Genomic DNA, 25,916 nt, shown 5'->3' with positions numbered 1-25,916 from the left:
CCCACTGTCCCCTCTCTGCTGTAGATCTTGTGCAGTTGTTGTCGTCAGAGCAGCAACAACTGCACAAGATCTACGGTGCCGCCGGGTGTGGCAGGCTGGGGCGGTGACGGGACGCGTGCTGGGCGCCGACGCCTGCCGGGCGGGCTGGGTGGGCATCGTGCTGGACGGCGATGCCGTGACCGCCCACTTCGGCGCTACGATCGCCGCCCTGGTCGCCGCGGCCGAGCAGGCGGGCCCGATCGAGGTCGTCGGCATCGACATCCCGATCGGACTGGCTGACCACGGTCCGCGCGCCGCGGACCTGCAGGCGTACGCGAAGGCGGGCATCCGCCGCTCCTCGGTGTTCATCACACCGGTGCGCCGGGCGGTCGAGGCGGCCGACTACGCCGCAGCCGCGGCGGTGCAGCGGGACCTCGGCCTCAAAGGCATCTCGCAGCAGGCGTTCCACCTGCGCGCCAAGATCCTCGACGTGGACGGCTGGTTGCGCGACGGCCAGACCCGCCGAGTGGTCGAAGTGCACCCGGAACTGTCGTTCGCGGCCATGGCGGGCGCGCCGCTCGCGTTTCGCAAGTCGTGCTGGGCCGGGGCCGAGCAGCGGCGGGCGCTGCTGGCGGCCGAGGGCGCCCTGCCCGCCGGCGACCTGGGCACGGCGGGTGCGGCGGCGGGAGTGGACGACGTGCTCGACGCGGCGGCCGCCGCCTGGACCGCGCGCCGGGTGCTGACCGGGCGGGCGGGGTCGCTGCCGCCTGAGCCGGAGTTCTTCGCCGACGGCATACCGTGTGCGATCTGGACCTGACGAGCCACCGGCCGCCACCATCGGCGTGATCGTCTGGCAGAGTGGGCGGCATGGAGACGGTACGCGAGATCGTGCTGGTCGCGGCGGCGGTGTCGATGGGGCTCATGGCCGGGGTGTTCGGGCTCTACTCGCACACGGTCATGCCGGGCCTGCGGCGCACCGACGACCGGACCTTCGTGGGCGCGTTCCAGGCGCTGGACCGGGCGATCATCAACCCGTGGTTCATGCTCACCGGCTTCCTCGGCGCGCTGGTGCTCACCGGCGCGGCCGCCGTCCTGCTGGCCGGTCCGGGCGGACCGGCGCTGAGCTGGACGCTCGTCGCGCTGGTGCTCTACCTGATCGTCTTCCTGATCACGGTCGCGGTGAACGTGCCGAAGAACAACGCGCTCAAGGCGGCGGGAGAGCCGGACACGATCACCGACCTCGCGGGCGTGCGGGCCGGCTTCGACGAGGCGGCCTGGGCGCGGTGGAACCTCGTCCGGACGCTCGCCACCACCCTCGCGGCGATCTGCCTGGCTGTGGCGCTGCTGCGATACGGGCAGGGCTGACCGGGACGGCGTCCCCCGGCGAGATCGCCCCGAGCTAGCGGCTGGACTGGTCGGCGAGCCGTTCGGCGATCGCGTTCAGGGCCTCGTCCAGGCCCTCCTGGATCCCGGGATGGTCGTCGGTGGTGTGGATGAGCAGCGTGAGCAGGGTCGATCCGTCGCGCTCCGCCGCCTTGAGCGAGCCCCGGTAGTCGCCCGAGCCGGGGGAGCCCCACGTGATCTCGTGGGCGTCGGGGTCGGCGTGGAACCACGCCTCGCCGGTGACCTTCTCCTCGGTGCCGTCGCCGTCGGTGTCGACCACCGCTGTGGTCCGCACGAGCTCCGGCGCGACCAGCTTCGCCGACTTCATGTGCGGGAAGTACTGCGGCAGGTTGGCCGGATCGGAGAGGTACGTGAACGCGTCGGTCACATCCTGGTCGATCTGCTTCTCGGCCCGATAGTCGGTCATCTTCGCAGCTCCCTCGGCTGGTCACTGCTTCTCACCCTACCGACCGACCTTACTTTTGAGATGGTTTGACCACATCAGCCGGGAGGAGTGCCGCGGCGTCGCCGGGCCGGGCCGTGGTCCACCATGGTGACCATGGCACGACCTCAGAACAAGCCCGCCACCTGCCCGTGCGGCAGCGGCCAGGGGTACGCCGACTGCTGCGGCCGCTGGCACCGGGGCGCCGACGCGCCCACCGCCGAGCAGCTCATGCGCTCGCGGTTCAGCGCGTTCGCGCTCGGCGAACCGGCATACCTGCTGCGCACCTGGCATCCGACGACCCGGCCGCGGGAGCTGGACCTGACCGGCGGGCCGCGCTACACGCGGCTGGAGGTGCTGGCCGCCGAGCGGGGCAGCATGTTCGACACCGAGGGCACGGTCCTGTTCCGGGCGCACTACCGCGACGGCGGCAGGCCCGGCGTGCTGGAGGAGCACAGCCGCTTCCTGCGCGAGGGTGGCCGCTGGTATTACGTCGCACCGATCTGAGCCCGGACGGCGCGGCGGGAGGGCCGCGCCGTCCGGGCTGCTCGGCTACACGCCGGACAGGGTCTGCGTCGTGCCCGAGGCGAGCAGGCCGTCGTAGTAGGCGCCGCCCGGGTAGTAGGTCGGGGTCGTGCTCCCGGCGGCCCCGTCCACGGCCCAGGCCACGGCCAGGGTCTGCAGCGCGGTCACGTTCTTCGCCTGCGGTGTGCCCGAGGTGAGCGTGCACAGGCCGTCGGTGCTGCCGCCCTCGGCGTCGCAGTGGCAGCCGCTGGTCAGCCGTACGCCGAGGAACGGGCGCGGCACCTCGCTGGTCAGCGCCACGGTGCCGCTGGCGTCGCTGTTGGCCAGGTACGGCGGCGACGAGATCGCGTACATGGGCAGGCCGGTGGTGCGCAGCCCCCGGAACGCGTCGACGGTGCTGGAGCCGACCGGCGACTTGACCGGGTCGAGCAGCACCAGCGCCTTCACCCGGCCGAACTGGGCCGGATAGGTGGTGCGCAGCCGGTTGGCGACGTAGGACGCGACCTCGCCGCCCGCGGAGTGCCCGGACAGGACGTACGTGGTGGGCAGGCCCAGCCCGGCCCGGCCGGCCTTCGTGCGGGCGTCGGCGAAGCTGCGCCCGAGCTTGTCGGTGGGGTCGGTCGCCTTGCCGAGCAGGTCGGCGACGTTGTTGAGGAAGTCGGTGTTGTTGCCGATGTTGTTCACGGTGCAGCCGTAGAGGTTCGCCGACGGCAGCGTCGGCGCGAACACGACGAAGCCCGCGGCAGCATAGTGCTCGGCGAGGTCCTGCATGTTCCCGTTGCTGCGGGAGAACCCGTGCTGGAGGTAGACCAGCCCACGCGGGGTGCCGGACGGGAAGTACCAGTCGGCGTTCGCCCGCATCGTGTAGAAGGCGCAGCGGATGTCGACGGTGTTGCTGACCTCGACGACCCCGGGCGCGGCCGCCGTGGCGGTGGCGGCGGGTGCGGCGGCGAGTGTGGCGGCGAGGGCGAGGACGAGGGCGGCGCGACGGATCACGGTGCCTCCTGTTTCCATCAACGAAACGACGTTTCCTTGCGTTGGATTAAGGGGCACGGCCGTGGCGTGCGTCAATACATCGGGTGTGCCAGAAAGAAATCAAGCGCGCTTGACTTTTTTGTGGCGCGGCGGAAGGGTGGGACTGACAGCGGGAGGAGCGCGCATGGCCGACATCGAGGCACTGCTTACCGAGCTGGACGCCGAGAGCGCCGACGCCGACCGCCTCGTGGCGGACCTGCCCGCGGACCGCTGGGCGGCGCCCACGCCCGCGGCCGGCTGGACCGTCGCCCACCAGATCGCGCATCTGCTGTGGACCGACGAGCGCAGCCTGCTCGCCGCGACCGACACCGACGGCTTCCAGCAGGCCCTGCTCGACCTCGCGAACTCGCCCGACCCGCTGCGCTTCGTCGACGCCGGCGCCCAGGAGCTGGCCGTGCTGCCGCCCGAGCAGCTGCTGGCCCGCTGGCGGCGAGGCCGGGCCGCGCTGCGCGCCGCGCTCGCCGCCGTGCCGCCAGGGGTGCGGCTGCCCTGGTACGGGCCGCCGATGAGCGCGGCGTCCATGGCGACCGCCCGGATCATGGAGACCTGGGCCCACGGCCAGGATCTCGCCGACACCCTCCGGGTCGTCCGCGAACCCACCGCCCGGCTGCGCCACATCGCCCACCTCGGCGTACGCACCCGCGACTTCGCGTATGCCGCCAACGGGCTCGACGCGCCCGCCGAGCCGTTCCACGTCGTGCTCACCGCGCCGGACGGGGAGCTTTGGACCTGGGGTCCGGACGACGCCGCGCAGCGGGTCACCGGCCCGGCCCTGGACTTCTGCCTGCTGGTCACCCAGCGCCGCCACCGCGCCGATCTGGCGCTGCGGGCCGAAGGGCCGGACGCCGACCGCTGGCTGGACATCGCCCAGGCCTTCGCCGGGCCCCCCGGCACCGGGCGCGCTCCGCAAAGCCGCGACCAGGCTGACCAGGCCCACGAGGCCGACCGGGCCGACCAGGCCCACGACGCTGACCGGGAAGACCAGGCCGACTCGGAGGACCGGGCGGGGCGGGACGCGGTGACGCGATGACCGAGCAGACCGTGCCGCCCTGTCGCGGCGCCGAGCACGCCGAGGTGGGGGCATGAGCGAAACGGGCGGCACCGGGCGCGCTCCGCTGCGCATCGCGAACGTGTCGGGGTTCTACGGCGACCGGCTGTCCGCCATGCGCGAGATGCTCGATGGCGGGCCGGTCGACGTGCTGACCGGCGACTACCTGGCCGAGCTGACCATGCTGATCCTCGCCCGGGACCGGATGAAGGACCCGGCCACCGGATACGCCAAGACGTTTCTGAAGCAGCTGGAGCAGTGCCTCGGCGACGCGCTGGAGCGCGGCGTGAAGATCGTCGCCAACGCGGGCGGGCTCAACCCGGCCGGGCTCGCCGGGGCGGTCGGCGCGCTGGCCGGGCGGCTCGGGCTGAGCCCGCGCATCGCGTACGTCATCGGCGACGACCTGCTCGGGCGCGCCGATGAGCTGGGACTCGGGCAGCCGCTGGCCGCCAACGCGTACCTCGGCGCGTGGGGCATCGCGCACGCGCTGACCGAGGGCGCAGACATCGTGGTCACCGGGCGGGTCACCGACGCGTCGCTGGTCGTCGGGCCTGCCGCGGCGCACTTCGGCTGGACCCGCGACGACTTCGACGCGCTTGCGGGAGCCGTCGTGGCCGGGCACGTCATCGAGTGCGGCGCGCAGGCGACGGGCGGCAACTACGCGTTCTTCACCGAGCACAGCATCGGCCGGCCGGGGTTCCCGCTGGCGGAGGTGTACGCCGACGGCACCAGCGTGATCACCAAGCACCCCGGTACGGGCGGGGTGGTGAACACCGGCACCGTCACCGCCCAGCTGCTGTACGAGGTGGACACCCCGCGCTACCTCGGCCCCGACGTGGTCGCCCGGCTCGACACGGTCACCCTGGCCGAGGACGGCCCGGACCGGGTGCGGATCACGGGGGTACGCGGTGAGGCGCCGCCGGACACGGTGAAGGTCGGCCTGAACACGCTCGGCGGGTTCCGCAACGACGTCACGTTCGTGCTCACCGGCCTCGACGTCGAGGCCAAGGCGGCGCTGGCCCGCGAGCAGCTCACCGCCGGGCTGCGCCGGGCACCGCAGGAGCTGGTCTGGCGGCTGGCCCGCACCGATCACGCCGACGCGGCCGGGCAGGAGGAGGCCAGCGCCCTGCTGCACGCGACGGTGAAGGACCCCGATCCGAGCGTCGTCGGCCGCGCCTTCAGCGGCGCAGCCGTCGAGCTGGCGCTGGCGAGCTACCCCGGCTTCACCATGCTCGCCCCGCCCGGCGACGGTACCCCGTTCGGCGTCTTCACCTCGGCCCTCGTGCCAGCCGGCCAGGTCCCACACACCGTGGTCCTGCCCGACGGCACCGAACACCCGATCGCCCCCACCGGCACCGCGGCGGCGCCTGCCGACGATGCCGCGGCCGTGCGCAGCGAGCCGTTAAGAAGGGCACCTTCTACTACGGAAAACGATAAGAAGGTGCCCTTCCTTTCGCGGCCGTTGGGCCTGGTGGCGGGGGCAAGGAGTGGGGACAAGGGCGGCACCGCGAACATCGGGGTGTGGGTACGCGGTGATGCGGCCTACGCGTGGCTGGTGGCGGTGCTGGATGAGAAGGAGCTGGTGCGGCTGCTGCCGGAGGCGGCGGGGCTGCCGGTGAGCAGGTATCTGCTGCCGAATCTGCGGGCGGTGAACTTCGTGGTGGAGGGGCTGCTCGGGGACGGGGTCTCGGCGGGCACCCGGTTCGATCCGCAGGGCAAGGGGCTGGGCGAGTGGCTGCGGTCCCGGTACGTCGACATTCCCGAGGAGCTGCTGTGATCCTCCGTTCCACGCTGGACACCGGCGCGGCCGCGTACACCGGCAACCGCGACGCGCTGCTGGGCAAGCTCGCCGCGCTGGACGCCGAGCATGCCAAGGCGCTGGCCGGGGGCGGGCCGAAGTACGTCAAGCGGCATCACGACCGGGGCAAGCTGCTGCCGCGCGAGCGCATCGAGCTGCTGGTGGACCGGGATTCGCCGCTGCTGGAGCTGTCGGCGCTGGCCGCCTACGGCACCGACTACCCGGTCGGGGCGAGCGTGGTGACCGCGATCGGTGTCGTCGAGAACACCGAGTGCATGATCATCGCGAACGACCCGACGGTGCGCGGTGGCGCGTCCAATCCGTACACGCTGCGCAAGACGCTGCGGGCGATGGACATCGCCCGGGAGAACCGGCTGCCGCTGATCAACCTGGTCGAGTCGGGCGGCGCGGACCTGCAGAGCCAGAAGGACATCTTCATTCCCGGCGGGCGGCTGTTCCGCGACCTGACCCGGCTGAGCGCGGCGGGCATCCCCACGGTCACGCTGGTGTTCGGCAATTCGACGGCCGGCGGGGCGTACGTGCCCGGCATGAGCGACCACGTCGTGATGATCAAGGAGCGGTCGCAGGTGTTCCTGGCCGGACCGCCGCTGGTCAAGATGGCCACCGGGGAGGACGCCGACGAGGAGTCGCTGGGCGGGGCGGCCATGCACGCCCGCGTCTCCGGCCTGGCCGACTACCTCGCCGACGACGAGGTGCAGGCCATCGGCATGGGCCGCCGTATCGTCGCGTCGCTGCGCTGGCGCAAGCTCGGCGCGGCCCCGTCGCCGCACCCCGGCGAGCCGCTGTTCGACGCCGAGGAGCTGCTCGGCATCGTGCCGCCGGACCTGCGCGTGCCGTTCGACCCGCGCGAGGTGATCGCCCGCGTCGTCGACGGCTCCCGCTTCGACGAGTTCAAGCCCGAGTACGGCGCCAGCCTGGCCACCGGCTGGGCCAGCGTGCACGGCTTCCCCGTCGGCATCCTGGCCAACGCGCGCGGCGTGCTGTTCAGCGCCGAGTCGCAGAAGGCTGCGCAGTTCATCCAGCTCGCCAACCAGACGCGCACCCCGCTGGTGTTCCTGCACAACACGACCGGCTACATGGTCGGCAAGGACTACGAGCAGGGCGGCATCATCAAGCACGGCGCGATGATGATCAATGCGGTGTCCAACAGCACCGTGCCGCACATCTCGGTCCTGATCGGAGCGTCCTACGGCGCCGGGCACTACGGCATGTGCGGGCGGGCGTACGACCCGCGCTTCCTGTTCGCGTGGCCGTCGGCGAAGTCGGCGGTGATGGGCGGGGCGCAGCTCGCGGGCGTGCTGTCGATCGTGGCGCGGCAGTCCGCGGCGGCGGCCGGGCGACCCTATGACGAGGACGCCGACACCGTCGTGCGGACCATGGTGGAGAACCAGATCGAGGCCGAGTCGCTGCCCATGGTGCTGTCCGGCCTCGGCTACGACGACGGCGTGATCGACCCCCGCGACACCCGCACCGTGCTGGGCATGTGCCTGTCCGCGGTGCAGTCCGCTCCCGACCCGGGCCCGGGTCCCTACGGCGTTTTCCGGATGTAGGCATGATGATCAAGAGACTGCTGGTCGCCAACCGGGGCGAGATCGCCCGCCGGGTCTTCCGCACGTGCCGCGAGCGCGGCATCACCACCGTCGCCGTCTACTCCGACGCCGACGCCCGCGCGCCGCACGCCCGCGAGGCCGACGTCGTGGTACGCCTGCCCGGCGTCACCGCCGCCGAGACGTACCTGCGCGCCGACCTGCTCATCGAGGCCGCGCGGGCGGCGGGCGCCGACGCGGTGCACCCCGGCTACGGCTTCCTGTCCGAGAACGCCGCGTTCGCGCAGGCCGTGCTCGACGCGGGGCTGACCTGGGTCGGGCCCACGCCCGAGGCGATCGACGCGATGGGCTCGAAGATCGCGTCGAAGAAGCTGATGGCCGCCGCGGGCGTGCCCGTGCTGCCCGAACTCGACCCGGCCGCGGTCACCGAGGCCGACCTCCCGGTGCTGATCAAGGCGTCGGCGGGCGGCGGCGGCCGGGGCATGCGGGTGGTGCGCACCCTCGCCGAGCTGCCCGGCCAGGTCGAGGCGGCCCGCGCCGAGGCGGCGACCGCGTTCGGCGACCCGACGGTGTTCTGCGAGCCGTACCTGGCCACCGGCCGGCACATCGAGGTGCAGGTCATGGCCGACACGCACGGCACCGTGTGGGCGCTGGGCGAGCGCGAGTGCTCCATCCAGCGCCGCCACCAGAAGGTCGTCGAGGAGGCCCCGTCCCCGCTGGTCGACACCGCGATGCGGGAACGGCTGCAGCACGCGGCCACCGCCGCCGCGGCCGCGATCGGCTACGTCGGCGCGGGCACCGTCGAGTTCCTCGCGAGCACCGACGGCGCGTTCCACTTCCTGGAGATGAACACCCGCCTCCAGGTCGAGCACCCCGTCACCGAACTCGTCACCGGCCTCGACCTGGTCGCCCTGCAACTCGACGTCGCCGAGGGCGCCGCCCTCCCACCCAACCCGCCCGCGATGACCGGCCACGCCATCGAGGTCCGCCTCTACGCCGAGGACCCCGCCCACACCTGGCGCCCCCAGACCGGCCCCCTCCACACCTTCACCCTCCCCGCCACCACCACCGAGTTCGGCTCCGCCGTTGGCTTGGTCGGCGGTTTCGGGGAAACTGCACGAACTCCGGCCCCGGATGCTGCAGTTTCCCCGAAATTGCAGGGCGCGATCGCCGGACGCGCGGCGGGCGTGGTGGTGCGGGTGGACAGTGGCGTGGCGTCCGGGGATGTCGTGACGTCGTACTACGACCCGATGCTGGCGAAGGTGATCGTGTGGGCGCCGACGCGGGAGCAGGCCGCGCGAGCGCTGGCGTCGGCGCTGGCCGGGGCGCGGGTGCACGGGCTGGTGACGAACCGGGATCTGCTGGTCAACGTGCTGCGGCACCCGGCCTTCCTGGCGGGGGAGACCGACACCGCGTTCTTCGACCGGCACGGGCTGGACGAGCTGGCCAAGCCGCTGGCCGACGAGGACGCGCAGCGGCTGTCCGCCGTCGCGGCGGCGCTGGCCGCCTCCGCCGCCGAGCGCGCGGCGGCGACGGCCGGCGCGGGACTGCCGAGCGCCTGGCGCAACGTCGCCTCGGCCGCGCAGACGCGCTCCTACCAGGCACCGTGCGGGCGGATCGACGTGGCGTACCGGGGCGGGCGTGGTGGCGTACACCTCGATGAGGGCCTGACCGCCGGAGACGTCGGCCCGGCGCGGGTCGAGCTGTCGCGGGGGCCGGTCCGGTATGCCTTCGACGTCGCCGCCTTCGACGGCCTGGTGTGCGTGGACTCGGTGCTCGGGCCGGTCGCGCTGCGGCCGGTCGAGCGCTTCCCCGAGCCGGAGGCGCAGGTGGCGACCGGGTCGCTGCTCGCGCCGTTGCCGGGCGCGGTCATCCGCGTCGCCGTCGCCGAGGGCGACCGGGTCACCGCCGGCCAGCCGCTGCTGTGGCTGGAGGCCATGAAGATGCAGCACGAGATCACCGCCCCGACCGACGGCGTCGTCACCAGCCTGCCCGTGACCACCGGCCGCCAGGTCGAGGTCGGCGCGGTGCTCGCCGTCGTCACCCCGACCACCCCGGAGGCATCCGAGTGAACCCGCTGGAGAGCGACGAGCGCCGCGCGCTGCGCCGTGCCGTGTCCGACCTGGCCGGCAAGTACGGCCACGACTACTACCTGCGCACCGCGCGCAGCGGCGAGAAGACCGACGAGCTGTGGCAGGAGGCGGGCCGCCTCGGTTACCTCGGCGTGCACGTGCCAGTCGAGTACGGCGGCGGAGGCGGCGGCATCGGCGACCTGGCCGCGGTCTGCGAGGAGCTGGGCGCGGCGGGCTGCCCGCTGCTGATGATGGTGGTCTCCCCGGCGATCTGCGCCACCGTCATCGCCCGGTTCGGCACGGACGAGCAGAAGCAGCGCTGGCTGCCGGGCCTGGCCGACGGGACCCGGATCTTCGCGTTCGCGATCACCGAGCCGGACGCCGGGTCCAACGCGCACAAGCTCACGACCACCGCCACGCGTGACGGGGACGGCTGGGTGCTGACCGGCCGCAAGACCTACATCTCCGGCATCGACCAGGCCGAGGCGGTGCTCGTCGTGGGGCGCACCGCCGACGAGCGCACCGGGCGGCTCAAGCCGGTGCTGTTCATCGTGCCGACCGACGCGCCCGGGTTCACCGCGACGCAGATCCCGACGGAGCTGGTCGCGCCGGAGAAGCAGTACAACCTGTTCTTCGACGAGGTGCGGCTGCCCGGCGACGCCCTGGTCGGCGACCCCGACGCGGGGCTGCTGCAGCTGTTCGCCGGGCTCAACCCCGAGCGCATCATGGCGTCGGCGTTCGCGCTGGGCATCGCCCGCTACGCGCTGGCGCGCGCGGTGGACTACGCCAAGACGCGCACCGTGTGGGGGCCGCCCATCGGCGCGCACCAGGCGATCAGCCACCCGCTCGCGGCGAGCCACATCGAGGTCGAGCTGGCCCGGCTGATGACCCGCGAGGCGGCGTACCTCTACGACAGCGGCGACGACCAGGCCGCGGGCGAGGCGGCGAACATGGCCAAGTACGCGGCGGGCGAGGCCACCGTGAAGGCCGTGGACCAGGCCATCCAGACGCACGGCGGCAACGGCCTGGCCACCGAGTACGGGCTGGCCACGCTGCTCGTCGCGTCACGGCTGGGCCGGATCGCGCCGGTCAGCCGCGAGATGATCCTCAACTTCGTGGCCCAGCACAGCCTGGGCCTGCCGCGGTCCTACTGAGCCCGGGTACCGTGATCGCCGTGCCGACCACCCCCGTACGCGAGCCCCGCCAGGACCGCAGCCGTGCCACCCGCCGGCGGCTGCTGGAGGCGTCGGTGCGCTGCATGGCGGAGCTGGGGTGGTCCGGCACGACGGTCGCGGTGGTGGCCGAGCGGGCCGGGGTGTCCCGCGGCGCCGCCCAGCACCACTTCCCGACCCGCGAGGACCTGGTCACCGGGCTCATCGAGTACATGACCGAGGTCCGCGCCGCCGAGATCGAGTCGGTCGCCGCCGGGCTGCGCAGCGGCCCGCGCCGCACCGAGCAGGTGCTGTCCGTGCTGGTCGGCCTCTACCGCGGGCCGGTGTTCCGGGCCGCGCTGCACGTGTGGACCGCCGCCGCGGTCGACGAGGCGCTGCGGGACAAGGTCCGGCCGCTGGAGGCGGAGCTGGGCCGCACCGCGCACCGGATGGCCGTCGAGCTGCTGCGCGTCGACGAGGAGACGCCTGGCGCACGCGAGACGGTGCAGGCGACCCTGGACCTGGCCCGTGGCCTGGGCCTGGGCGAGCTGCTGCGCGACGACACCGCCCGGCGCGCGCGGGTGCTGCGCCAGTGGGCCGCCACCCTGGACACGGTGCTGCCGCCCACCTCCTGAGCCGTCGGCTCAGAAGAGCTTCGCCACCAGCATCGCTGCTCCGGCGACCACGGCCGCTCCGGCGAGCAGCCGCAGCAGCGGCCCGGTCAGGCTGCTGGGCGGGTCGGGCTCGACCGGCCCGTCCTGGGCCTCGCCGAAGGGCTCGACGGAGGCGTCCCAGCCGTTCCAGCCGTGCTGCGTGATGCCGCCGTCGGTGTAGGTGTAGGACCAATGAGAGCCGTCCTCGCCGTCGAAGTGGACGGTCCCCTTGCGCACGAACGGCGCGATGGCCACATAGAAGGCGGTGGCCGAGTCCGACCACTTCGGATCGCCCTCCTCGTCGAAGGCGAACTCGATCCAGTCGCCGTCGCGAGTGAGCGCGCCGGCCGCCGCCCATACGATGTCGGCCAGGGTCGGGTCGGCCGTCTCCGGCTCCAGCGGGCGGCCGCGCGCCGCCCAGTCCGCCAGCACGGCGGCCACCGCCGCGCCGTCCTCCGACTCTGGCAGGTGCAGGCGCCCCGAGGGCCACACGGCGTATCCCACGGCGCCAGGGTAGGGCGCACCACCGACAGCGGGCGGCGCGCCTGCTGCCCGGCACGCGATCTTCATGGCATTTGTCCGCATGATGACTGAGCGTGGCAGTGGGCTCCGGCGGTTGCTCTCATGACCCTATTACCGACGCTGACCAGCACATCAGTGCAGAGATCCTGGCGGAGCTAGGCTCCTACCAGCTGGAGGTCGCCCGTCTGGCGAGCCTCGACCACGCCCTGGGCGACGCCCCGGGGCTGCACCGCCACGCGCTGTTCGCCGGCGCGGAGCCGCGCGCCTACGCCGACGAGCTGCTGGGACGGCGCGAGGAGCGGCTGTCCGCTCTGGACGGCTACCGGACCAATGCGTGAGCAAGCTCCCGCCACGCGGTGAAGGACCGTGTGGCGGGAGCGGGGATCGGGGTCGAGGCCGGGCGATTCAGCCGGCAGGCCGGGGGTCCTCCTCGCGTGGCTGGGCCGCCTGCTTCGGCCGGTCCGCCAGGCCGAGCGCGGCCGGGTAGCTCGCGAAGCGGCGTAGCTTCAGCTTGCGCACGGCGGTGTCCCACGGGTTGTGGGCGGCGGTGTGGACGAGATGCTCGAAGTGGGACAGGTAAGTCTCACCGCGGCGGGCACGCTCGGCCAGGATGTAGGGCTCGAGCACGCGCCACGCCTGCCGGGAACGGAAGCTGACCGTGCTCATCAGCAGCCTCGGGTCGACCGCGGCGAAGGCGAGCATCTGGCCGAGACCGTTGTAGTACAGCGCCACACGGCTGACCAGGCGCCGGACTTCGGGCGGCAGGTCGCCGACGCTGACGTCGGGCTCGGGATACGCCTTGGCCAGCTGGTTGATCACATAGTCCTCTGCCTCCTGGAACTCGTCGCCGGAGCGGACCCGGGTCAGCAGCTCGATCGCGACGATCGTGTGGTTGGCCGTCTGCGCCGAGCGCAGCTGGCGTACCGCGAACAAGGCGGTCAGCACGACGGCGACCATCGAGATGAAGGCGGCCGCGACATCGACAAAGTCGGAAATCACGACGCTGAGCGTACGGAGCGTGAGCAACCTGCCGTAAGCGCAGGTGGCTAGTCCTAACAGAGAATGACGCGTATTCTATTGGGCATGGCCGAGAACCGGACGAAGAGCTTCTACCTGCCGCCTGACGTGCTGGAATACCTCGCCTCCAGTGAGAACGCCTCCGCGACGGTCACCAGGCTGGTCCGGCGCGAGCGGCTGCGCGAGCAGGAGGCCTCGGCGTACGAGCGCATCCACGGCCACCCGGTGTCCGACCGTGCCCGCGAGCGCGCGAAGCGGTGGTCCCGGGAGCAGCTCGACGCCGCCGCCCGGCACGCCGACGAGCACCGCGACACGACCGATGAGCTGCGCCGCCGGATGGGCTGGACGGCGTGAGCGACGACCCGGCCGGCGGGCAGCCGCCGCTCCGGCTCATCCTGGACGCCTCCGCGATCAGCGCGTTCGGCGGCAACGAGACCGTCGGGCAGATCATCGGCGACATCCAGGACGAGGGCGAGTGCTTCGCCGTGCCGACGGCGTGCCTGGCCGAGGCGCTGGCGCAGGGCGCCGACCCGGCTCTCGTCCAGCTGCTGCAGTCGCACGCCGGCTGCGTCACCGTCACCTCGACCGGGGACTGGGCCTCCCTCGGCCGGTTCCTCGAGCTGACCCGTCCCGGCCCGCACGCGCTGCACGACGTCACCGATTCGGACGTGACGATGCTCGCCGTGCGGGCGGAGGCGTACGTCCTCACCGACGACCCGTCGCGCTACACCCGGATCTACGGCGGGGTGCCGACGATCCTGCTGGAGAAGCCCTGGTCCGGCTGACCGGCCGGACGGTTCAGCGGGCCGCGGCCTGCTCGCCCACCTGCTTGATGAACTCGACGCTGCCGGTGAAGATCCGTTCGGCGTCGTAGTCGAGGGTCGCCACGTGGTAGCTGTCGGCCAGCACGATCTCGGCGACGTCGGTGCTGTTCACCTCGCGCAGGATGATCGCGCTGTTCTCCGGCTCGACCACGTGGTCCTGCGTGCTGTGGAACAGCCGCAGCGGCTGGTCCACCTTCGGCAGGTCGGCCCGGACCAGGCGCAGGAAGCTGCGCAGCGACGCCGCCGCGCGCAGCGGGGTGCGCTCGTACGCCCCCTCCTGCACGCCCGGCAGGGCGATGTCGTTGCCGATCGCGGGCATCGAGGCCACGAAGCGCGACAGCACCGGCAGCAGCCGGGTCTGCGCCTGCAGCATCGCCACGATCGGGTTGACCAGCACGATGCCCGAGACCGCGGAGCCGTGCTGCTCGGCCAGGCGCAGCGTCAGCGCCCCGCCCATGGACAGGCCCACCACGAACACGCGCTCGCAGCGCCCGCGCAGCTCGGCGAAGGCGGCGTCGACGCAGCCGTACCAGTCCTGCCAGGTGGTGGTGTTGGCCTCCTGCCAGGTGGTGCCGTGGCCGGGCAGCAGCGGCAGCCGCACCGTCCAGCCCTGCTCGATCAGGTGCTGCGCCCACGGGCGCATGCTGCGCGGCGAACCGGTGAAACCGTGGCAGACGAGCACGCCGATCTCGGCGGAGCCGTCATGCGACAAGGGGTCGTGCTGCCCGTCTGACATGCGCAGATCCTGGCAGGAAACCGCCGCCGCGCCAAGGGCCAGGTGTTTGGCCTGGCCAGGGTGGGTACGACGGGCGGGGCGGCGGCCCAGCGCGGTGCCGCTCCCCAGGGCACGGCCGTGCGCACAGCGGGGGAGAGAGACATGAGCACCGACGAGGACCTCGACATCGAACTGGACGACAAGCAGTTGCAGCTGGACCTGGCGCGGGTCGACAAGACCGGCACGGCGCTGACCACCGACCAGGGCATCGGCGTCGACGACACCGACAACACGCTGCGGGCCGGGCCGCGTGGCCCGAGCCTGCTGGAGGACTTCCACCTGCGCGAGAAGATCATGCGTTTCGACCACGAGCGCATACCCGAGCGGGTGGTGCACGCGCGAGGCTCCGCGGCGCACGGCTACTTCCAGCCGTACGACGCCGCGCTGGCGCAGTACACGGTGGCGCCGTTCCTGACCGACCCGGACACGCGTACGCCGGTGTTCGTGCGCTTCTCCACGGTGCAGGGCTCGCGCGGGTCCACCGACACCCCGCGCGACGTGCGCGGCTTCGCCACCAAGTTCTACACCGCGCAGGGCAACTTCGACCTGGTCGGCAACAACATGCCGGTCTTCTTCATCCAGGACGGGATCAAGTTCCCCGACCTGGTGCACGCGCTCAAGCCCGAGCCGCACCACGAGATGCCGCAGGCCGCCTCCGCGCACGACACGTTCTGGGACTTCGTGACGCTGCAGCCGGAGACCATGCACCACCTGATCTGGCTGATGTCGGACCGGGCCATCCCGCGCAGCTACCGCACCATGCAGGGCTTCGGGGTGCATACGTTCCGGCTGGTCAACGCCGAGGGACGGTCCACGTTCGTGAAGTTCCACTGGACGCCGGTGGCCGGGGTGCACTCGCTGGTGTGGGACGAGGCGCAGAAGATCTCCGGCAAGGACCCGGACTTCAACCGCCGCGACCTGTGGGAGTCCATCGAGGGCGGCGTGTTCCCGGAGTACGAGCTGGGCCTGCAGCTGATCGCCGAGAGCGACGAGTTCGCCTTCGACGAGATCGACCTGCTCGACTCCACGAAGATCGTCCCGGAGGAGGCCGTGCCGATCACGCCCGTGGGGCGCATGGTGCTCGACCGGAATCCGGACAACTTCTTCGCCGAGACCGAGCAGGTCGCGTTCTGCATCGGCAACGTGGTGCCGGGCATCGACTTCACCGACGATCCGCTGCTGCATGCCCGGCTGTTCTCGTACCTGGACACGCAGCTGACCCGGCTGGGCGGGCCGAACTTCCCGCAGATCCCGATCAACCGGCCGGTCGCGCCGGTGCGCAACCACCAGCAGGACGGCTTCCACCAGGACGACATCCCGCTCGGGCAGGCCAACTACCACCCCAACTCGCTGGGCGGCGGCTGCCCGTTCGTGCCCGGCGCGGGCCTGACCGCGCCCGACCAGAACACCTACGTGCACTTCCGCGAGCAGGTCGACGGGCACAAGAGCCGCAAGCGCTCGGAGACCTTCGCCGACCACTACAGCCAGGCCACCCTGTTCTGGAACAGCATGAGCGCCTGGGAGAAGGAGCACATCGCCGCGGCGTACCAGTTCGAGCTGGGCAAGGTCGCGCCGATGCACATCCGCGAGCGCATGGTCGAGCACCTCAACCAGATCGACCACACGCTGGCCGTCACCGTCGCCGCCGGCATCGGTGTGGCGGCCCCGGAGCCGGGCCGGCCCAACCACGGGCGCATCTCGCCCGCGCTGAGCCAGACCAGCATGCCGGGCAGCACGGGCGTACGCGGCCGCAAGGTCGCGATCCTGGTCGCCGACGGCGTCGACGAGACCGGCGTCGCGGCCCTGCGCGAGCGGTTGCTGGCCGGGCAGGCCGTGGTGGACGTGCTCGGCCCGGTCGACGGCGCGGTGACCACCGCCTCCGGCGGCACGCTGCCGGTGGACAAGGCCATGAACACGGTCGCGTCGGTGCTGTACGACGCGGTCGCGGTCGGCGGCGGCGACGCGGCGGCCGACCTGCTGGTCGCGGACGGCGTGGCGGTGCACTTCGTGGCCGAGGCCTACAAGCACGCCAAGCCGCTCATCGTGCTCGGCGTCGGCGACCGGCTGGTCCAGGCGGCCCGGCTGCCGGTGTACGAGGTCTCCGACCGGACCGGGGACGTGCCCAGCAAGCCGATGGCGGCCGCGCTGGACGGCGTGGTGTTCCTGGCCCCGGACGCCGCGCCCGACGCCGGCTTCTTCACCGAGGTCCAGGACGCGATCATCGCCCACCGCCACTACGACCGCCCGGTCGCCGGCATCGCCGCCTGAGCGCCCCAAACCGGCACCCCGCCCGCGTCCGCGTGGGCGGGGTGCCTGCTGCCCGGCACTAGCTGCTCTCGCCGAGGGCCTCCTTGGTCGCCTCCAGCGCCGCCACCGGGCGGCCACAAACGCCAAAAAACCACTATCACCAGCGGAAACAGGGTTTCGGCGGCCACTGTCGGGGAACGTGGGGCGAATTGGGAGGAGCGTCGCGAGCCGTACCAGGGCCTTGATCGGAGCTGATCGGCGATCGCTTCCACCGTGTGGAGGGGGAACACGATGACCCAGCATTACCAGGGCACGACCGACCCCGGCCGGCCCGGCAGCGGCATAGACGAGGGTACGACCGGCTTCACCGCGCAGCCGCCCTTCGCGGACGAGCCCGCGATGACGACCGGCTCGTACGACCCGCACACCACCGGTGCCCCGACGAGCACCGGCGAGCAGGCCAAGGACGTCGCCAAGACGGCGACGGAGCAGGCTAAGCACGTCGCTCAGGAGACCGGCAGCCAGATGCGCAACCTGGCCGGCTCGGCCACCGACGAGCTGCGCGGGCAGGCTGCCACGCAGCAGGAACGTGTGGCATCGGGGCTGCGTACGCTCGCCGACGATCTGTCGTCGATGCGCACCGGCAACGGATCCGACCGGATGGCCGGCGAACTGATGCAGGAGGTCTCCAGCAGGGCCCACCGCGCCGCGGACTGGCTGGAGCACCGCGAGCCGGGCCAGCTGCTCGACGAGGTACGCGACTACGCACGCCGGCACCCGGGCACGTTCCTGCTCGGTGCGCTCGCGGCGGGCCTGGTCGTGGGCCGGCTGACCCGCGGCATCGTCGCGGCGGGCGGCGACGGGCACCGCGACGTGCACCTGCCCGCACCGGCCGTGCCGGTCGCCGACGCACGCACCGGCATGCCGGGCACCGGCACCGGGCTGGGCGCCACCACGGGTCACGTGACGCCGGACGAGCTCGCGTACTCGGGCGGCGCGGGCCGCTACGAGCGGGAGAGCGAGGTGCCGCGATGAGGACCGAACCGCTGCGTACGGACCTGACCCCCGACGGCGGGGGCGGGACGTCGCAGCAGTCGATCGGCGAGCTGCTGGGCGAGATCAGCACCGACCTGTCCACGCTGATGCGGCAGGAGCTCGAACTGGCCAGGGCGGAGCTGCGCCAGGAGACGGCCAAGGCCGGCAAGGCCGCCGGCATGTTCGGCGGCGCCGCGGTCGCGGCGAACCTGATGCTGCTGTTCGTCTCGCTGGCGTTGTGGCGGCTGCTGTCGGCCGTGATGGACCCGGGCTGGGCGGCCGTGCTGGTCGCCGTCCTGTGGGGCATCGCCGCGGCCGTGCTGTACACGACCGGCCGGGCGCGGCTGCGCGAGCTGCGGCCGATGCCGCAGACGGCGGAGTCGGTCAAGCAGATGCCGTCCGCGCTGCGCGGGCATCCGGAGGAGGAGAGGAAGACACCATGAGCACCGACACGGATCAGATCCGCCGCGACATCGAGCGCACCCGTGAGGACCTGCGCACCGACGTGGACGCGCTGACCGACCGGGTCAGCCCGTCCCGGGTCGTGGGCCGGCGGGTGGACCGCATGCGCGGTGCCGCGCGCTCGGTCCGCGAGAAGATCATGGGCACCGTGCAGCACCCGGTCGAGGCGAGCAGCGGCCCGGCGTCGGCGCTGGCCGAACGCGCGTCGGCCGCGGCCGGTTCGGTCGGCGACGCGGCGGGCGCCGCGCAGCAGAAGGTGCTGTCACAGACCCAGGGCAGCCCGCTGGCGGCGGGGCTCATCGCGTTCGGCACGGGGGTGCTGATCTCCGCGCTGATCCCGGCGAGCGAGCCCGAGCAGCGCATCGCGGGCCAGCTCAAGGACACCCTGTCCGAGCACGCCGAGGACATCAAGGGGAAGGCCACGGAGGTGGCCGGCGAGGTCAAGGAGCACCTGCGCGAGCCGGTGCAGCAGGCGGTCGAGTCGGTGAAGGCCAGCGCGGGCGACGCGGCCTCGACCGTACGAGCGGAGACCGGCACGACGCCGCAGAGTGGCGGCGCCCTCTAGCTCAGGGCGGGCAGTTGCTGCGGCTGGCCGAGCACGGCGCGGAACAGGTCGCCGTGCTCGGCCAGGCGCTGCGGCATGGTGCGGATGGTGAAGCCGTCGGGGCGCAGCTCCGGATCGTCCAGCTCGTCCCACGTGATCGGCGCCGACACGGGCGCGCCCGGCGCGGGGCGGGGACTGTACGGCCCGACCAGCGTCTTGTTGATCGCGTTCTGCGTGTAGTCGAGCCGGGCCAGCCCGCCCCGCTGGGCCTTCTGCCACTTCCAGCTGACCAGCTCCGGCACGACCGCGCCCACCGTGCGCGAGAGCCGCTCCACCCAGGCGCGCGTGTCGTCGAAGTCCGGGCCGGGGGCGATCGGGACCCAGATCTGGATGCCGCGGCGGCCGGTCACCTTGGCCCGCGCCGTGATCCCCAGGTGCTCGAACGCGGTGCGGTGCAGCCGCGCCAGCACGAGGATCTCCTCCCAGCTGGTGCGCTCGCCGGGGTCCAGGTCGACCAGCGCGTACGTCGGCAGCTGCGGGTGCTCGACGCAGGACGTCCACGGGTGCCATTCGAGCGCGCCGAAGTTCGCCGCCCACAGCAGCGCGGCGGGCTCGTCCACGACCAGGTACGTGGTCGTCTCGCCCGGATCGGCGTCGGGGTTGTCCCAGCGCGGCAGCCACGGGGGCGCGTGCTCGGGCAGCTGCTTGTGCCAGAAGCCCTTGCCCTGCGCGCCGTTGGGGTAGCGGTGCAGGTTCAGCGCGCGCCGGAGCAGGTACGGCAGGGCGGTCGGCGCGATCTGCGCGGTGTATCGCAACAGTTCGCGCTTGCTCACCGGGTCCTCGCCGGGGCGGCCCGGGAACAGGATCTTGTCGAGGTTGGTGACCCGCAGGTCACGGCCGAACACGTGCCACCGGCCGCCGCCCGCGGGCAGCGCGTCCAGTGCGGCCAGCTCGTCGGGCTGCACCTCGCGGGCCCGCAGCGTCACGGCGGCCCGCGCGGCCGGCGCGCCGGAGCGCCACAACCGGTCCGGGTCCGCCTTGACCTCGTCGTTGGTCCGGCCGGACAGCACCGACTGCGGGTGCTCCTCGGCGCTCCAGCCGGGCACCGCGAACTCGTCGTGCTTGTGCAGCAGCAGCCAGTCCTCCTTGGCCGAGCCCGCCGCGCCCGTGCGCACCAGCACGAACCTGCCGCGCAGCTTCTGCCCGAACAGGTCCAGATGCAGCTCGCCCGCGCGCACCGCGCGGCCCGGATCGGTCTCGCCGCCCTTGCCGGGGCCGGGCTGCCACGTGCCCGCGTCCCAGACGATCACGTCTCCGGCGCCGTACTGGCCCGCGGGGATGACGCCCTCGAAGTCGAAGTACTCCAGCGGGTGGTCCTCGACGTGGACCGCGATCCGGCGTACCTCCGGATCCAGCGTCGGCCCCTTCGGCACGGCCCAGCTGACCAGCACCCCGTCGATCTCCAGCCGGAAGTCGTAGTGGGTGCGGCGGGCGCGGTGACGCTGCACCACGAAGGCGCGGGAACCGTCTCCCGCCGCCGTACCGGCCTGCCCGGCCGGCTCCGGCGTGCGCTCGAAGTCCCGTTTCCGCCGGTACGCCGTGAGCCGGTCCGTCATCGGCCACCGTGGTGCTGCTGGTGCGGCCGGCGCGGCCGGGGCAGCCGGCGTGGTCGCCGGGCGCGGCCGGTGAACGACAGGCGCGAGGCGAGGGTGGCCCGGCTCGCGTCGTACAGGGCCAGCCAGGGGCGGCTGCGGGTGGCGACGCTGTCCATGCGGCTGCTCCTCACTTCCCGGAGCCGGGTTCGGTCTGGCGGCCGTGCAGGTGCGCCTTGACCTTCTCGGGCAGCACCCGGGCGGCCTTGGTCTGCAGCCGGTTGCGGAACGAGCCCGCCACCACCTGGTCATCCCCGGCCATGAGCGCCTCGTACGCCTCCCGTGCCACGTCGTCCGGGTCGTCCTTGGGCCCGGTGGCGACCTTGGTGTCCTGCATGCCCGCCCGCTCGAAGAACGGGGTGTCCGTCGGGCCCGGCAGCAGCGCCGTCACGTGCACGCCGCTGTCCTCCACCTCCGCCCGCAGCGCCTCGGCGAAGGAGTAGAGGAACGCCTTGGACGCGGCGTACGTGGCGAAGTACGGGCCGGGCATGGTCGCGGCGATCGAGGACGTGAACAGCACCCGCCCGTGGCCCTGCCGCGCCATGTCCGCCAGCGCGCGATGGGCCAGGTGGACGGCGGAGGCCACGTTCAGCTCGATCAGCCGCAGCTCGGCGGCCAGGTCGTTGTCGACGAACGCGCCGCCCACCCCGACGCCCGCGTTGACGGCGAGCGCGTCCAGCGGCCGTCCCTCGTCCGTGATCAGGTCGTAGAACTGCTCGACGGCGTCGTACGAGGTCAGATCGAGCTGGGCGGCGCGCACCGTGGTGCCGCCGTCGCGCAGCTGCGCCGCGGCCGTCGTGATGGCCGGGTCGTCGGCCACGAGCACCAGGTCGTAGCCGTGCTGCGCGAACTGCCGGGCCAGCGCGAGGCCGATGCCGCTGGACGCGCCGGTGACGGCGGCCAGCGGACGTTCTGCAAGCTCAGACATGTCTCCCCCTAGGTGTCGCGAGGTCGTACCCGCTGGTGGGGACGCGGAAACCGGGGGAGGTGTTGACGCGCGCCCGCCTGGATGGTTTATTTAACACATCCGCTAATTAACAGATCGGCTAAGCGCATGATCGAGGATCAGCTGAGCGTGACGTTCGCGGCGCTGGCCGACCCGACCCGGCGGGCCATCCTGGCCCGGCTCGCGCAGGGCGACGCCACCGTGAACGAGCTCGCGGCGCCGCACGCGATGAGCCTGCCCGCAATCTCCCGGCACCTGAAGGTGCTGGAGCGGGCCGGGCTCGTGGTGAAGGGACGCGACGCGCAGTGGCGGCCGTGCCGGCTGGAACCGGCGCCGCTGCGCGAGGTCGACGACTGGATGGCGCCCTACCGGACCTTCTTCACCGAGCGCCTGGACCGCCTTGCCGAGCACCTCAAGACCATGTTGCCGACCGAACCCGAGGAGCAGCGATGACCACCCACACCGGAACCCTGCGCACCTTCACCGTGGTACGCCGCCTGGAGGCGCCGCCGGAAACCGTCTACCGGGCTTGGACGGAGCCCGACCAGCTGACGGGCTGGTTCGCCAACCCGACGGCGCCCCCGTCGACCCTGCCGACCACCATCGACCTGCGGGTGGGTGGCCAATGGCGGCTGCACATGATCGAGAACGAGCAGAAGGCGTACGTCACCGGCGGCGTCTTCCGCGAGATCGTCCCCGGACGGCGGCTGGTGTTCGCCTGGGGCGCGGTGGACGGCTGGCCCGCGCTCGATCCGGCCCGGCTGGAGGACTCACCGCTGGTCACCCTCGACTTCGTGGCGGACGCCGGCGTGACCGAGATGAGCCTGCGGGTCGACTTCCCCGAGCACTTCACCGACGAGGACGTCAAGGGCTGGCTGGACCTCGGCATCTTGCACGGCTGGAGCTTCACCCTCGACCGGCTGGCCCCATACCTGGCACAGCCCCGCTGACCTCCGCCTTCGGCCCCGCCCCGACCGGGGTGGGGCGGAGGCGGCGGGCGACCCGGAGGCCGAGGGCGAACAGGGCCGCCAGGACGAAGACGCCGGCGTACTCGGCGGCGGGCACGCGGGGCAGCTCGGCGAGCTTGTGCGGGCCGATCAGCGAGACGACGACACCGGCCGAAACGACATAGGCCGAGCCGATCAGCCACTTCGCCCAGCGGTGCAGGCCCAGCCCGTGCATCTGCGTGATCACGAAGATGGTGGCGAAACCCCAGCCGAACTGGAACCACAGCTGCTTCGGGCTGTTCAGCGCCACGATCGCGCCGTGGAACAGCACCGCCAGCTCCAGCGTCACCGTCCACCACCGGTTCACGTGCGCCCGGGTCAGGAACAGGCTGCCCTGCAGCAGGATCAGGAACATGTACAGGAAGCCGACCAGGTGCCCGGAGGTGGTCTCCATCGGGTGGTACCAGAACGTGTAGACCGCGGCCCAGGCGAAGTAGTAGCCGTGGTACTTGCGCGCCCACGCGCGGACCCCCGCGCCGCCGGGCGTGGGCACGGTGCGCCCGAAGAACAGCCCGCGCCGGTCGCTCTCCATCAGCAGCACCCAGACCAGCAGGATGATCACCGAGAACTGCGACGACCAGATCGACACGTCCTGGGCGAGCGCGTCGTACCACAGCTGCGTCTGGGCGAAGTGGAGCAGCACGAACACGCCGTTGAAGGCCAGCGCCCACATGTTCACCCGGTGCAGGCCCTTGGTGTACGTGCCGACCCGCCGCCGGCCGTACCAGATGAGCGCCCAGAAGCCGACCTGGTGCAGGGCGTACAGGCCCCACACTCCGGCCATGATGAGGGTGGATCGCTCGGGCAGCTGCCATACGTACCAGGACGGGCCGGTGTCGGGCAGGAAGTCCGGGCGGGCCAGCCACCAGCCGCTCACCCCGATCAGCGCCGTCATGACCAGGCCCGCGGCGATGCCGCCCGCGAGGACCCGCTCCGCGCGCCAGCCGTTTCCGTTCACTGCGGTCCCTCCCCAGGTCACCGTCCGATCATGCCACCGGACAGATCGATGTCGGCGCCCGTCATTCCGGGCATGCGCAGAATCGCCAGCGCAGCCGCGCCGACCTCCTCCTCGGTCACCATGCGCTGCAACGCCGCCCGCGAAACGAACGCCTGCTCGGCCTCGGCGTAGGTCATCCCGGTGCGCTCGGCCTCCAGGCGGAAGTTGCGTTCCATGCGCGGCCCGGCCACCGGCCCCGGCGACAGGCAGTTGACCAGCACGCCGTGCTCGCCGACCTCGTGTGCGAGGGTGAGGGTCAGGCCCAGCACGGCCATCTTCGAGGCGGTGTACGGCGTGCGCCGGGCCAGCGGCCGCTTGCCGCTCACCGACGCGACGTTGATCACGTCTCCGGCGCGGTGGGCGATCATCGCGGGCAGGAAGGCGCGGCACATCAGGTACACCCCGCGCACGTTGACCGCGAACACCTCGTCCCACTCGTCCGGCTCGACGTCCACCAGCTCACGCACCGGCCCGGCGATGCCCGCGTTGTTGACCAGGATGGACACATCCTCATCGGACAAATCCCTCCGCAGCGCGTCCACCGCGCCGGGCTGCGCCGTGTCGCAGACGGCCGTGCGGACCCCGGCGGGCGCGTCCCGCAGCTCGCCCGCCACCTGCTCCAGCTTCGCGGCGGTGCGCCCGGCCAGGATCACCCGGACGCCGGCCGCCGACAGCGCGTGGGCGATCGCCCGGCCCAGGCCGTTGCCCGCCCCGGTCACCAGCGCGGTGCGCCCGGCCACCCGATCGGCGGTCACGGGGCTACCTCGGCCGTGACCTGCGCGGGCGGCGCCGCCTCGGCGGGTGCGTCCGCCCACGGCAGCGGGTCGCCCGCGTACTTGGCCGCGCGCACGTCGCCGGAGCGGGCGTGGCCCTCGAACAGCTCGACCCGGCTGGCCCGGCCGCACAGCCGCCCCAGCGCCACGCTGGCCGCCGGGTCGACGACCTCCTGGTAGGTGACGGTCTTGAGGTAGCGGCCCACCCACAGCCCGCCCGTGTACCGCGCGCCGCGCCGGGTCGGCAGCGTGTGGTTGGTGCCGATGACCTTGTCGCCGTACGACACGCAGGTGCCCTCGCCGAGGAACAGCGCGCCGTAGTCGCGCATCCGCTCCAGCGCCTCGCGCGGCTGCCGGGTCAGCACCTGCACGTGCTCGAACGCGAACTCGTCGGCCAGCGCGTACGCCGCGTCCAGGTCGTCCACGACGATGACCTGCCCGTGGTCGCGCCAGGCCGGTGCGGCGTAGTCGCGGGTCGGCATGCCGGGCAGGATCCGGGCGACGTGGTCGAGCACCTGCCGCCCCAGGTCCGCCGAGGTGGTGATCAGGACGGCGGGGGAGTCGGGGCCGTGCTCGGCCTGGCTGAGCAGGTCCACCGCGACCACGAACGGGTCGGCGTACGCGTCGGCGATGACCAGGATCTCGGTCGGCCCGGCGAGCAGGTCGATGCCGACCTCGCCGAACAGCTGCCGCTTGGCCTCGGCGACGTACGCGTTGCCCGGCCCGGTGAGGATGTCCACGGCCGGGATGCCCGCCGTGCCCAGGGCCAGCGCCGCCACCGCCTGCACCCCGCCGAGCAGGTAGATCTCGTCGGCACCGGCCAGGTGCATGGCGGCCACGGTCGCGGCGGGCACCTGCCCGCGGATCGGCGGCGTGCACGCGGCGACCCGGGGCACCCCGGCGGTCTTCGCGGTGACGATGGTCATGTGCGCCGACGCGACCAGCGGGTAGCGGCCGCCCGGCACGTACGCGCCCGCCGCCGCGACCGGGATGTTGCGCTGGCCGAGCAGCACGCCGGGCTCGGTCTCGACCTCGAAGTCGCGCAGCGAAGCCCGCTGGTGCTCGGCGAAGCGGCGTACGTTGGCCTGCACCGTGCGGATGTCGTCGAGCACCTGCGCGGGCACGGTCGCCACGATCGCCTCGACCTCGTCCGGGCCGAGCCGGAACCGCTCGGGTGACCAGCCGTCGAAGCGCGCCGACAGCTCGCGGACCGCGTCGTCGCCGCGGGCCCGCACGTCGTCGATGATCGCCGTCACGGTGGCCCGCACCTCGGGGTCGGCGCCGCGCGCCGGACTCTCCGCAGGGGCCTTGAGCTTTCGGTGCATCACGGCTCGCTCTCCGTCAGGGCGCTGCAGGTTGCGCGTCCGGTCAGGCTAGCAAGATGGAAACGCGGTTTCCATAGCATGGCGTCGTGGGAAACGCCCGGACGGTTCCAGTGATCTATGCCCGTGACCCAGGTCC

At 72.7% G+C, this 25,916-nt stretch carries 28 protein-coding genes and 1 pseudogene; 18 read left to right on the top strand and 11 right to left on the bottom strand.

The genetic code is table 11. The features are described from left to right. Positions 1 to 103: 103 nt before the first annotated feature. Together Cba03nite_RS21675 and Cba03nite_RS21670 are read left to right on the top strand one after the other, a co-directional pair. Positions 104 to 796, top strand: coding sequence for a DUF429 domain-containing protein (locus Cba03nite_RS21675; protein ID WP_203749168.1), 693 nt, complete (start codon positions 104 to 106; stop codon positions 794 to 796). Between the two features lie 50 nt (positions 797 to 846). Continuing rightward, positions 847 to 1,344, top strand: a complete 498-nt coding sequence (locus Cba03nite_RS21670; protein ID WP_203749165.1) for an anthrone oxygenase family protein — start codon at positions 847 to 849, stop codon at positions 1,342 to 1,344. 34 nt (positions 1,345 to 1,378) lie between these two features. On the opposite strand, the gene Cba03nite_RS21665 is transcribed toward Cba03nite_RS21670, so the two are convergent. Next, positions 1,379 to 1,789 carry an SRPBCC family protein gene (locus Cba03nite_RS21665; protein WP_203749161.1) on the bottom strand — a complete coding sequence of 137 codons (411 nt, stop codon included), beginning with the start codon at positions 1,787 to 1,789 and terminating at the stop codon, positions 1,379 to 1,381. Between the two features lie 132 nt (positions 1,790 to 1,921). Here Cba03nite_RS21665 and Cba03nite_RS21660 point away from each other — a divergent pair, with 132 nt between their 5' ends. Further along, positions 1,922 to 2,311, top strand: coding sequence for a YchJ family protein (locus Cba03nite_RS21660; RefSeq protein WP_203749158.1), 390 nt, complete (start codon positions 1,922 to 1,924; stop codon positions 2,309 to 2,311). A gap of 45 nt (positions 2,312 to 2,356) precedes the next feature. Here Cba03nite_RS21660 and Cba03nite_RS21655 read toward each other — a convergent pair whose 3' ends face one another. Then, the gene (locus tag Cba03nite_RS21655) at positions 2,357 to 3,325 is read right to left on the bottom strand and encodes an alpha/beta hydrolase (protein ID WP_239125934.1); all 969 of its coding nucleotides are present in this window, start codon (positions 3,323 to 3,325) and stop codon (positions 2,357 to 2,359) included. Positions 3,326 to 3,488: 163 nt separating this feature from the next. On the opposite strand from Cba03nite_RS21655, the pseudogene Cba03nite_RS21650 reads away from it, so the two are divergent. The 6 genes and pseudogenes from Cba03nite_RS21650 to Cba03nite_RS21625 all read left to right on the top strand — a co-directional run. Then, a pseudogene (locus Cba03nite_RS21650) lies at positions 3,489 to 4,289 on the top strand (TIGR03084 family metal-binding protein); the annotation flags it as partial. 157 nt (positions 4,290 to 4,446) lie between these two features. After that, positions 4,447 to 6,189, top strand: coding sequence for an acyclic terpene utilization AtuA family protein (locus Cba03nite_RS21645; RefSeq protein ID WP_203749149.1), 1,743 nt, complete (start codon positions 4,447 to 4,449; stop codon positions 6,187 to 6,189). Next, positions 6,186 to 7,781: an acyl-CoA carboxylase subunit beta gene (locus tag Cba03nite_RS21640; protein WP_203749147.1), complete on the top strand. Its 1,596-nt coding sequence runs from the start codon at positions 6,186 to 6,188 to the stop codon at positions 7,779 to 7,781. Before Cba03nite_RS21645 ends, Cba03nite_RS21640 begins: the two co-directional genes overlap by 4 nt. 5 nt (positions 7,782 to 7,786) lie before the next feature. After that, the gene (locus Cba03nite_RS21635) at positions 7,787 to 9,850 is read left to right on the top strand and encodes an acetyl/propionyl/methylcrotonyl-CoA carboxylase subunit alpha (protein WP_203749443.1); all 2,064 of its coding nucleotides are present in this window, start codon (positions 7,787 to 7,789) and stop codon (positions 9,848 to 9,850) included. Then, on the top strand, positions 9,847 to 11,004 hold the full coding sequence (locus Cba03nite_RS21630) for an acyl-CoA dehydrogenase family protein (protein WP_203749145.1): 1,158 nt from the start codon (positions 9,847 to 9,849) through the stop codon (positions 11,002 to 11,004). The genes Cba03nite_RS21635 and Cba03nite_RS21630 overlap by 4 nt, the downstream gene beginning before the upstream one ends. 20 nt (positions 11,005 to 11,024) lie before the next feature. Continuing rightward, complete coding sequence (locus tag Cba03nite_RS21625) at positions 11,025 to 11,636, top strand: TetR/AcrR family transcriptional regulator (RefSeq protein WP_203749141.1); 612 nt, start codon at positions 11,025 to 11,027, stop codon at positions 11,634 to 11,636. Positions 11,637 to 11,645: 9 nt separating this feature from the next. Here the strand turns inward: Cba03nite_RS21625 and Cba03nite_RS21620 are convergent, their stop codons facing one another. Further along, positions 11,646 to 12,158, bottom strand: coding sequence for a hypothetical protein (locus Cba03nite_RS21620; RefSeq protein ID WP_203749139.1), 513 nt, complete (start codon positions 12,156 to 12,158; stop codon positions 11,646 to 11,648). 92 nt (positions 12,159 to 12,250) lie between these two features. Here Cba03nite_RS21620 and Cba03nite_RS21615 point away from each other — a divergent pair, with 92 nt between their 5' ends. Then, positions 12,251 to 12,514 (top strand): hypothetical protein, encoded by a 264-nt coding sequence (locus tag Cba03nite_RS21615; RefSeq protein WP_203749137.1) that lies wholly within the window; start codon positions 12,251 to 12,253, stop codon positions 12,512 to 12,514. Between the two features lie 67 nt (positions 12,515 to 12,581). Here the strand turns inward: Cba03nite_RS21615 and Cba03nite_RS21610 are convergent, their stop codons facing one another. Then, positions 12,582 to 13,175, bottom strand: coding sequence for a DUF4760 domain-containing protein (locus Cba03nite_RS21610; RefSeq protein WP_203749134.1), 594 nt, complete (start codon positions 13,173 to 13,175; stop codon positions 12,582 to 12,584). Positions 13,176 to 13,259: 84 nt separating this feature from the next. Between Cba03nite_RS21610 and Cba03nite_RS21605 the strand changes: the two genes are divergently transcribed. Further along, the gene (locus tag Cba03nite_RS21605) at positions 13,260 to 13,547 is read left to right on the top strand and encodes a hypothetical protein (RefSeq protein ID WP_203749131.1); all 288 of its coding nucleotides are present in this window, start codon (positions 13,260 to 13,262) and stop codon (positions 13,545 to 13,547) included. Next, entirely contained in the window at positions 13,544 to 13,978 is a 435-nt protein-coding gene (locus Cba03nite_RS21600) for a hypothetical protein (protein WP_203749126.1), read from the top strand. The genes Cba03nite_RS21605 and Cba03nite_RS21600 overlap by 4 nt, the downstream gene beginning before the upstream one ends. Positions 13,979 to 13,991: 13 nt before the next feature. Here Cba03nite_RS21600 and Cba03nite_RS21595 read toward each other — a convergent pair whose 3' ends face one another. Continuing rightward, positions 13,992 to 14,753 carry an alpha/beta hydrolase gene (locus tag Cba03nite_RS21595; RefSeq protein WP_203749124.1) on the bottom strand — a complete coding sequence of 254 codons (762 nt, stop codon included), beginning with the start codon at positions 14,751 to 14,753 and terminating at the stop codon, positions 13,992 to 13,994. 141 nt (positions 14,754 to 14,894) lie between these two features. Between Cba03nite_RS21595 and Cba03nite_RS21590 the strand changes: the two genes are divergently transcribed. From Cba03nite_RS21590 to Cba03nite_RS21575, 4 genes are all read left to right on the top strand, one after another. Continuing rightward, positions 14,895 to 17,060 (top strand): catalase, encoded by a 2,166-nt coding sequence (locus tag Cba03nite_RS21590; protein ID WP_239125933.1) that lies wholly within the window; start codon positions 14,895 to 14,897, stop codon positions 17,058 to 17,060. A 270-nt stretch (positions 17,061 to 17,330) separates the two neighbouring features. Further along, positions 17,331 to 18,074: a Z-ring associated ZapG family protein gene (locus tag Cba03nite_RS21585; RefSeq protein ID WP_203749120.1), complete on the top strand. Its 744-nt coding sequence runs from the start codon at positions 17,331 to 17,333 to the stop codon at positions 18,072 to 18,074. Further along, on the top strand, positions 18,071 to 18,517 hold the full coding sequence (locus tag Cba03nite_RS21580) for a phage holin family protein (protein WP_203749117.1): 447 nt from the start codon (positions 18,071 to 18,073) through the stop codon (positions 18,515 to 18,517). The genes Cba03nite_RS21585 and Cba03nite_RS21580 overlap by 4 nt, the downstream gene beginning before the upstream one ends. Continuing rightward, positions 18,514 to 19,101, top strand: a complete 588-nt coding sequence (locus Cba03nite_RS21575; protein WP_203749114.1) for a DUF3618 domain-containing protein — start codon at positions 18,514 to 18,516, stop codon at positions 19,099 to 19,101. Before Cba03nite_RS21580 ends, Cba03nite_RS21575 begins: the two co-directional genes overlap by 4 nt. On the opposite strand, the gene Cba03nite_RS21570 is transcribed toward Cba03nite_RS21575, so the two are convergent. From Cba03nite_RS21570 to Cba03nite_RS21560, 3 genes are read right to left on the bottom strand one after another with little or no spacing between them, the layout of a single operon-like run. Continuing rightward, complete coding sequence (locus Cba03nite_RS21570) at positions 19,098 to 20,696, bottom strand: non-homologous end-joining DNA ligase LigD (RefSeq protein WP_203749112.1); 1,599 nt, start codon at positions 20,694 to 20,696, stop codon at positions 19,098 to 19,100. The genes Cba03nite_RS21575 and Cba03nite_RS21570 overlap by 4 nt on opposite strands. Next, complete coding sequence (locus Cba03nite_RS21565; protein ID WP_203749109.1) at positions 20,693 to 20,851, bottom strand: hypothetical protein; 159 nt, start codon at positions 20,849 to 20,851, stop codon at positions 20,693 to 20,695. The genes Cba03nite_RS21570 and Cba03nite_RS21565 overlap by 4 nt, the downstream gene beginning before the upstream one ends. An 11-nt stretch (positions 20,852 to 20,862) precedes the next feature. Continuing rightward, on the bottom strand, positions 20,863 to 21,660 hold the full coding sequence (locus Cba03nite_RS21560) for an SDR family NAD(P)-dependent oxidoreductase (RefSeq protein ID WP_203749106.1): 798 nt from the start codon (positions 21,658 to 21,660) through the stop codon (positions 20,863 to 20,865). A gap of 126 nt (positions 21,661 to 21,786) precedes the next feature. Here Cba03nite_RS21560 and Cba03nite_RS21555 point away from each other — a divergent pair, with 126 nt between their 5' ends. Together Cba03nite_RS21555 and Cba03nite_RS21550 are read left to right on the top strand one after the other, a co-directional pair. Further along, a complete protein-coding gene (locus Cba03nite_RS21555) occupies positions 21,787 to 22,131 on the top strand; it encodes an ArsR/SmtB family transcription factor (protein WP_203749103.1) in 345 nt (114 codons plus the stop codon). Beyond that, positions 22,128 to 22,628, top strand: coding sequence for an SRPBCC family protein (locus Cba03nite_RS21550; RefSeq protein ID WP_203749100.1), 501 nt, complete (start codon positions 22,128 to 22,130; stop codon positions 22,626 to 22,628). Before Cba03nite_RS21555 ends, Cba03nite_RS21550 begins: the two co-directional genes overlap by 4 nt. Here Cba03nite_RS21550 and Cba03nite_RS21545 read toward each other — a convergent pair. The 3 genes from Cba03nite_RS21545 to hisD are packed head-to-tail and all read right to left on the bottom strand — an operon-like array spanning position 22,585 to position 25,780. Next, positions 22,585 to 23,664, bottom strand: coding sequence for a hypothetical protein (locus tag Cba03nite_RS21545; protein ID WP_203749097.1), 1,080 nt, complete (start codon positions 23,662 to 23,664; stop codon positions 22,585 to 22,587). The genes Cba03nite_RS21550 and Cba03nite_RS21545 overlap by 44 nt on opposite strands. Next, a complete protein-coding gene (locus Cba03nite_RS21540) occupies positions 23,661 to 24,437 on the bottom strand; it encodes an SDR family NAD(P)-dependent oxidoreductase (RefSeq protein ID WP_203749094.1) in 777 nt (258 codons plus the stop codon). The genes Cba03nite_RS21545 and Cba03nite_RS21540 overlap by 4 nt, the downstream gene beginning before the upstream one ends. After that, on the bottom strand, positions 24,434 to 25,780 hold the full coding sequence (hisD, locus tag Cba03nite_RS21535) for a histidinol dehydrogenase (protein WP_203749091.1): 1,347 nt from the start codon (positions 25,778 to 25,780) through the stop codon (positions 24,434 to 24,436). Before hisD ends, Cba03nite_RS21540 begins: the two co-directional genes overlap by 4 nt. Positions 25,781 to 25,916: the final 136 nt, after the last annotated feature.

The organism is Catellatospora bangladeshensis (assembly GCF_016862575.1).
GTDB classification, from domain to species: domain Bacteria; phylum Actinomycetota; class Actinomycetes; order Mycobacteriales; family Micromonosporaceae; genus Catellatospora; species Catellatospora bangladeshensis.
This window is presented reverse-complemented; position numbering and strand designations above follow the sequence as displayed.

What these genes read in the sequence shown, in the direction of transcription:
- Cba03nite_RS21670 (WP_203749165.1), top strand. Translation starts at nt 847, where the DNA reads ATGGAGACGGTACGCGAGATCGTGCTGGTCGCGGCGGCGGTGTCGATG.
- Cba03nite_RS21665 (WP_203749161.1), bottom strand. Translation starts at nt 1,789, where the DNA reads ATGACCGACTATCGGGCCGAGAAGCAGATCGACCAGGATGTGACCGAC.
- Cba03nite_RS21660 (WP_203749158.1), top strand. Translation starts at nt 1,922, where the DNA reads ATGGCACGACCTCAGAACAAGCCCGCCACCTGCCCGTGCGGCAGCGGC.
- Cba03nite_RS21645 (WP_203749149.1), top strand. Translation starts at nt 4,447, where the DNA reads ATGAGCGAAACGGGCGGCACCGGGCGCGCTCCGCTGCGCATCGCGAAC.
- Cba03nite_RS21635 (WP_203749443.1), top strand. Translation starts at nt 7,787, where the DNA reads ATGATCAAGAGACTGCTGGTCGCCAACCGGGGCGAGATCGCCCGCCGG.
- Cba03nite_RS21605 (WP_203749131.1), top strand. Translation starts at nt 13,260, where the DNA reads ATGGCCGAGAACCGGACGAAGAGCTTCTACCTGCCGCCTGACGTGCTG.
- Cba03nite_RS21595 (WP_203749124.1), bottom strand. Translation starts at nt 14,753, where the DNA reads ATGTCAGACGGGCAGCACGACCCCTTGTCGCATGACGGCTCCGCCGAG.
- Cba03nite_RS21590 (WP_239125933.1), top strand. Translation starts at nt 14,895, where the DNA reads ATGAGCACCGACGAGGACCTCGACATCGAACTGGACGACAAGCAGTTG.
- Cba03nite_RS21585 (WP_203749120.1), top strand. Translation starts at nt 17,331, where the DNA reads ATGACCCAGCATTACCAGGGCACGACCGACCCCGGCCGGCCCGGCAGC.
- Cba03nite_RS21580 (WP_203749117.1), top strand. Translation starts at nt 18,071, where the DNA reads ATGAGGACCGAACCGCTGCGTACGGACCTGACCCCCGACGGCGGGGGC.
- Cba03nite_RS21575 (WP_203749114.1), top strand. Translation starts at nt 18,514, where the DNA reads ATGAGCACCGACACGGATCAGATCCGCCGCGACATCGAGCGCACCCGT.
- Cba03nite_RS21570 (WP_203749112.1), bottom strand. Translation starts at nt 20,696, where the DNA reads ATGACGGACCGGCTCACGGCGTACCGGCGGAAACGGGACTTCGAGCGC.
- Cba03nite_RS21565 (WP_203749109.1), bottom strand. Translation starts at nt 20,851, where the DNA reads ATGGACAGCGTCGCCACCCGCAGCCGCCCCTGGCTGGCCCTGTACGAC.
- Cba03nite_RS21560 (WP_203749106.1), bottom strand. Translation starts at nt 21,660, where the DNA reads ATGTCTGAGCTTGCAGAACGTCCGCTGGCCGCCGTCACCGGCGCGTCC.
- Cba03nite_RS21555 (WP_203749103.1), top strand. Translation starts at nt 21,787, where the DNA reads ATGATCGAGGATCAGCTGAGCGTGACGTTCGCGGCGCTGGCCGACCCG.
- Cba03nite_RS21550 (WP_203749100.1), top strand. Translation starts at nt 22,128, where the DNA reads ATGACCACCCACACCGGAACCCTGCGCACCTTCACCGTGGTACGCCGC.
- hisD (WP_203749091.1), bottom strand. Translation starts at nt 25,780, where the DNA reads ATGCACCGAAAGCTCAAGGCCCCTGCGGAGAGTCCGGCGCGCGGCGCC.